This window comes from Rhodosalinus sp. (assembly GCF_046542825.1).
In the GTDB taxonomy this organism is placed as follows: domain Bacteria; phylum Pseudomonadota; class Alphaproteobacteria; order Rhodobacterales; family Rhodobacteraceae; genus Rhodosalinus.
Genome location: NZ_JBKHAQ010000150.1, coordinates 1 through 5,492 on the forward strand (window position 1 = coordinate 1; position 5,492 = coordinate 5,492).

Annotated in this window: 3 protein-coding genes and 1 pseudogene; 2 read left to right on the forward strand and 2 right to left on the reverse strand. The window is 69.3% G+C overall.

Annotated features, from left to right (window positions below; genetic code table 11):
• Both mfd and ACLFOB_RS14045 read right to left on the reverse strand, forming a co-directional pair.
• The coding region (gene mfd, locus ACLFOB_RS14040) for a transcription-repair coupling factor (protein WP_410926483.1) at positions 1–2,982 on the reverse strand (2,982 nt) is incomplete at its 3' end.
• Positions 2,983–3,006: 24 nt separating this feature from the next.
• Positions 3,007–3,534, reverse strand: coding sequence for a component of SufBCD complex (locus ACLFOB_RS14045; protein WP_410926484.1), 528 nt, complete (start codon positions 3,532–3,534; stop codon positions 3,007–3,009).
• 189 nt (positions 3,535–3,723) lie between these two features.
• On the opposite strand from ACLFOB_RS14045, the gene thpD reads away from it, so the two are divergent.
• Positions 3,724–4,665: an ectoine hydroxylase gene (gene thpD, locus ACLFOB_RS14050; RefSeq protein WP_410926485.1), complete on the forward strand. Its 942-nt coding sequence runs from the start codon at positions 3,724–3,726 to the stop codon at positions 4,663–4,665.
• Positions 4,666–4,834: 169 nt separating this feature from the next.
• Positions 4,835–5,492, forward strand: a pseudogene (locus tag ACLFOB_RS14055) (porphobilinogen synthase); the annotation flags it as partial.

Here is a 5,492-nt window from a genome sequence, read left to right on the forward strand (position 1 = left end):
CAGCCCCTCGGCCTCGCCCGAGCGGATCCTCGCGATCGCCTCCTCCAGCATCGACTGGTAGAGTTCATAGCCCACGTCGCGCATCTGCCCCGACTGTTCCTCGCCCAGAAGGTTGCCGGCGCCGCGGATGTCGAGATCCTGGCTGGCGAGCGTGAAGCCCGCGCCAAGCGCGTCGAGGCTGCCCAGCACCTTCAGCCGCTTCTCGGCCGCGGGCGTGAGCGGCGCGCGCGGCTTGGTCGTCAGATAGGCGTAGGCACGGGTCTTCGCGCGCCCCACCCGCCCGCGGATCTGGTAGAGTTGCGCAAGGCCGAACATGTCCGCGCGATGGATGACCATGGTATTGGCGGTGGGAATGTCGAGGCCCGATTCGACGATGGTCGTGGCCAGCAGCACATCGTAGCGCCCGTCGTAGAAGGCGTTCATCCGGTCGTCGAGCTCGCCCGCCGCCATCTGGCCGTGGGCGACAACGTAACTCACCTCGGGCACCTGCTCGCGCAGGAACGCCTCCATCTCGGGCAGGTCGGAGATTCGCGGGACGACGAAGAAGCTCTGCCCGCCGCGATAATGCTCGCGCAGCAGCGCCTCGCGCACCGTGACGGCGTCGAACTCGCCCACGTAGGTCCGGATCGACAGGCGGTCGACCGGCGGCGTGCCGATCACGCTGAGGTCCCGGACGCCCGACAGCGCCATCTGCAGGGTGCGCGGGATGGGCGTGGCCGTCAGCGTCAGAACGTGCACGTCCGAGCGCAGCTGCTTCAGCCGCTCCTTGTGGGTCACGCCGAAGCGCTGCTCCTCGTCCACGATCAGCAGGCCCAGGTTGGCGAACTTCACCGACTTCGACAGGATCGCGTGGGTGCCCACCACGATGTCGACCGTGCCCTTCGCCAGCCCCGCGCGCGTCTCCGACGCCTCTTTCTGCGAAACGAAGCGCGACAGCGCCCGCACCTCAAGCGGGAAGCCCCGGAACCGTTCGCGAAAGCTCTGCGCGTGCTGGCGCGCAAGCAGCGTGGTGGGCGCGATCACCGCCACCTGCTGGCCGGACATGGCGGCGACGAAGGCCGCGCGCATGGCGACCTCGGTCTTGCCGAAGCCCACGTCGCCGCAGATCAGCCGGTCCATCGGGCGGCCCGCTTCCAGATCGCCCAGCACGTCCTCGATGGCGCGCATCTGGTCCTCGGTCTCCTCGTAGGGGAAGCGCGCGCAGAACGCCTCCCACGCGTGGGGCTGCGGCTCCAGCACCGGGGCCTTGCGCAACTCGCGCTCGGCGGCGATGCGGATCAGCCGCTCCGCCACCTGGCGGATGCGCTCCTTCATTCTCGCCTTGCGCGCCTGCCAGGCGCCGCCGCCCAGCTTGTCGAGCAGCCCCTCCTCGTGGCCGTAGCGGCTGAGCAGTTCGATGTTCTCGACCGGCAGGTAGAGCTTCGCGCCCTCGGCATATTCCAGCAGCAGGCACTCGTGCGCGGCCCCCGCCGCCGTGACGACCTCGAGCCCCCTGTAGCGGCCGATGCCGTGCTCGACATGCACCACAAGGTCGCCGGGCGAGAGCGACTGCGCCTCGGTCAGGAAGTTCTCGGCCCGGCGGCGCTTCTTCGCACCGCGGATCAGCCGGTCGCCCAGCACGTCCTGTTCCGAGATCACCGTCAGCCCCGGGCGGGTGAAGCCCTGCTCCAACGGCCAGACGGCCAGGTGCAGGCCGGACTTGCCAAGGCGCGTGGCATCCGGCACCGGCACCGCGCCCACCAGCCCCTCGTCCTCCAGAAGCCCGTCGAGCCGTTCGCGCGCACCTTCGGACCAGGAGGCGATCACCACCGGCCCCTCCTGAAGCTGCGCGCGAACATGCTCCGCCAGGACATTGAAGAGGTTGATCTTCTCGCTCTGACGCTCGGGCGCGAAACTGCGGCCGATCCGGCCGCCGGCATCCGTGACGCCCGGCCCAGAGGGCTGCGGCAGGGGATGGAACCGCGCCACGCGGCGATCCGCCAGCGCCCGCTCCAGCGCCGCCTCGTCCAGATACAGCTCGCCCGGCGGAACCGGTTTGTAGACGGTGTCGAAGCGGCCCTTCTGGCCCATCGCCTCGCGCCGCGCGTCGTACTGGTCCACGATCCCCTCCCAGCGCGCGCGGTGGGCTGCGAGCACCTGATCGTCGAGGCAGACGGGCGCGCCCGGCAGATAGTCGAACAGGGTCTCCAGCCGCTCGTGAAAGAGCGGCAGCCAGTGTTCGGCGCCCTGCGGCTTGCGGCCCGCGCTGACCGATTCGTAGAGCGGATCGTCGGTGCCGCCGCCGCCGAAGGCGATGCGATAATTCTGCCGGAAGCGGCGGATCGAAGGCTCGTCGAGGATCACCTCGGAGACGGGCGCAAGCTCCACCCGCTGCAACGAGTCGGTGGTGCGCTGCGACGCGGGATCGAAGCGGCGCGCGCCGTCCAGCGTGTCGCCGAAGAGGTCGAGGCGCACGGGCCCGCCCTCGCCCGGCGGATAGATGTCGATGATGCCGCCCCGGACCGCGTAATCGCCGGGTTCCGTGACGGTGGGCGCATGGCTGAACCCCATGCGCGCGAGAAAGGCGCGCAACTCCGCCTCGTCGATGCGGCGGCCGACGTCGGCGACGAAGGCGGCCTCGGCCAGCACAGCGCGCGCGGGCAGGAACTGCGTCACCGCGTTGAGCGTGGTCAGCAGCACGAAGCGGCGCGGCGCGCCGTGCACCAGCGCGGCCAGCGTCGCCATGCGCGCGGCAGAGATGTCGGGATTGGGAGAGACGCGGTCGTAGGGCAGGCAATCCCAGGCCGGGAAGCTCAGCACCGGCATCGCGGGATCGAAGAAAGCCAGCGCCGCGCGCATCGCTGCCATGCGGCGGTCGTCGCGCGCCACATGGATCACCGGGCCGTCCGCGCGCGCGGCCTCGCGCAGCACGAGTTCGGCATCGAAGCCTTCCGGCGCGCCGCCGATGGTGACGCGCCCGGCGCCGGGGGTCTGCCCGTTCATCGCCTTGCCCTTGTCCGTTCCGTGTCAATCGCCCAGCGGCAGCCGCGACAGGTTCTGATACATGCCCCAGAGCGCTGTGAGAAAGATGGCCACCATGCCCACTGCCTGGGTAAAAACGCGCTGCATGCGGAGGCGGCGCCGCAGCGCGTCGCCTGAAAGAGCCTCGGCGCGAATCCGGACCGCCGCGCGCAGGCTCATCGCCCAGACGACGGTAAGTGGCAAGAGCAGGCAGAACAGCGCCTGCGCGAACTCGATCGCATACCAGAAGCCCAGAAGCGCGAGCGTGGTCAGCACGAAGCAAACGAGCCCGATCAGCCAGGCCCCGAGCGACGTTGCGACAAACAGCATGCGGTCCACGTTGATCCGGACCAGCGCCTCGAGATCGGCCTCGGCCGCCCCGCCGTGGCGCGAAGCGCGCACGACCATGTCGTAGGGCACGCCCAGCACCCAGTGGCTGGCCATCGACCAGACCACCGCCAGCGCGATCCAGAACCACAGGCTCGAAAAGGACCGCATGTCGATGACATCGAAGACGGCGGTCTGCCAGTCCACGGACACCCCCTTGCACCCCGCACAGCAGGGCCCTAGGTAGCGGTCCCGCGCGTGAAAGCCCAGCCCCGCGCACCCTCCTTCATTCTGCGTCATGGCACACGGGCTTTCCGGAACCGGCTGCGCGTCCATCCGTTGCACGGAGGGCACACCGTTGCGCGCCAGAACCGCAAGAAAGAGGAGATTTCAGTAATGGAAATGACTGTTTCCCGACGCAGCGATTTCGACGTCGCAGACGCCTACCCGACCCGCGGCAGCGGGGCAGAGCGCTGGATCGAGCGCACCGACCGCGTCGTATGGTCCGAATGGACCGATAAAGCGCCCATCTCGCGCGACGAGGCGGACAGCTTCGCCCGCGACGGATTCCTCATCCTCCGCGATCTCTTCTCGCCGGCCGAGGTCGAGACGCTTGTGAATGCAGCCGCCCAACTGAGAGCCGAGGGCCGTGACCGCGCCGGGGACGACGTGGTGACGGAGCCCGGCTCGGACGCGGTGCGCACCATCTTCCGCCTCGAGGATCACGACGCCCTGATGGCACGGCTCAGCCGCGACGCGCGCATCGCCGGTATCGCGCGCTTCCTGCTGGGCGACGAGGTCTATATCCACCAGTCGCGACTCAACTACAAACCCGGCTTTTCGGGCAAGGAGTTCTACTGGCACTCCGATTTCGAGACCTGGCACGCCGAGGACGGGATGCCCCGGATGCGCGCCGTCTCGGCCTCTTTGCTGCTGACCGACAACCGCGCGCACAACGGCGCGCTGATGCTGATGCCCGGCTCGCACCGGACCTTCGTCAGTTGCGTGGGCGAAACGCCCGAGGACAACCACAAGAGTTCGCTCAAGGCGCAGAAGGTGGGCACGCCCTCGCAGGAAAGCCTCCGCAAACTGGCCGAGGCGCATGGCATCGCGGATGCAGAGGGGCCCGCGGGCACGCTGATCCTGTTCGACTGCAACACGATTCACGGATCGAACGGCAACATCACGCCCTTTCCGCGCTCGAATGCCTTCTTCGTCTACAATGCGGTTTCGAACGCACTGGTCGATCCCTTCGCGGCACGGAAGCCGCGGCCCGACTGGCTCGCCCGCCGCGGCAAGCCCGAGGCGCTGAAGATCGAGGACGGGCAACTGGCCTGAGCCTCCGGCCCAGGCGACGGCCCCTGCCGGGCCGTCGCCCCTCGGATGCGATCACGAGACATCGCGTTGGGGCGCGACGGGACACCGCTGGTGAGGGCGGGGACGCCGCGGCTGGACACCGCGCGGAGCCTCGGGCAAGGCTGCGGGCCGACACGAGGAGGTTCCGCCGATGCAGCCCGTCAACGCGCCATATCCCGCCGCCCGCTTCCGCCGCGCCCGCGCGCAGCCTGCGACCCGCGCGCTCACGCGCGAGCACACGCTGACCGTGGAGGACCTGATCTGGCCCGTCTTCCTGCGCGACGGCGAAGGGATCGAGGAAGAGATCCCCTCGATGCCAGGGGTGCACCGGCTGAGCGTGGACAAGGTGGTGGAGGCCGCACGCCGCGCGGCCGACCTGGGCATCCCGGCGATCTGCCTCTTTCCCTACACCGACCCCGCGAAGAAGACGAAGGACTGCGCCGAGGCCTGGAATCCCGATAACCTGAGCAATACAGCGACGCGGGCGATCAAGGCCGAGGTGCCGGGGATCGCGGTGATGACCGACGTGGCGCTCGATCCCTACAACGTCGACGGCCACGACGGCTTCGTGCGCGAAGGCGACGGCTACGTCGTCAACGACGAGACGGTCGAGGCGCTGGTGAAACAGGCGCTGTCCCAGGCGGAGGCCGGCGCCGACATCATCGGCCCGTCGGACATGATGGACGGCCGCATCGGCGCGCTGCGCGACGCGCTGGAAGCAGCGGGGCACACCAACGTCATGCTGCTGTCCTACGCCGCGAAATACGCCTCTGCCTTCTACGGCCCGTTCCGGGACGCGGTGGGCGCCT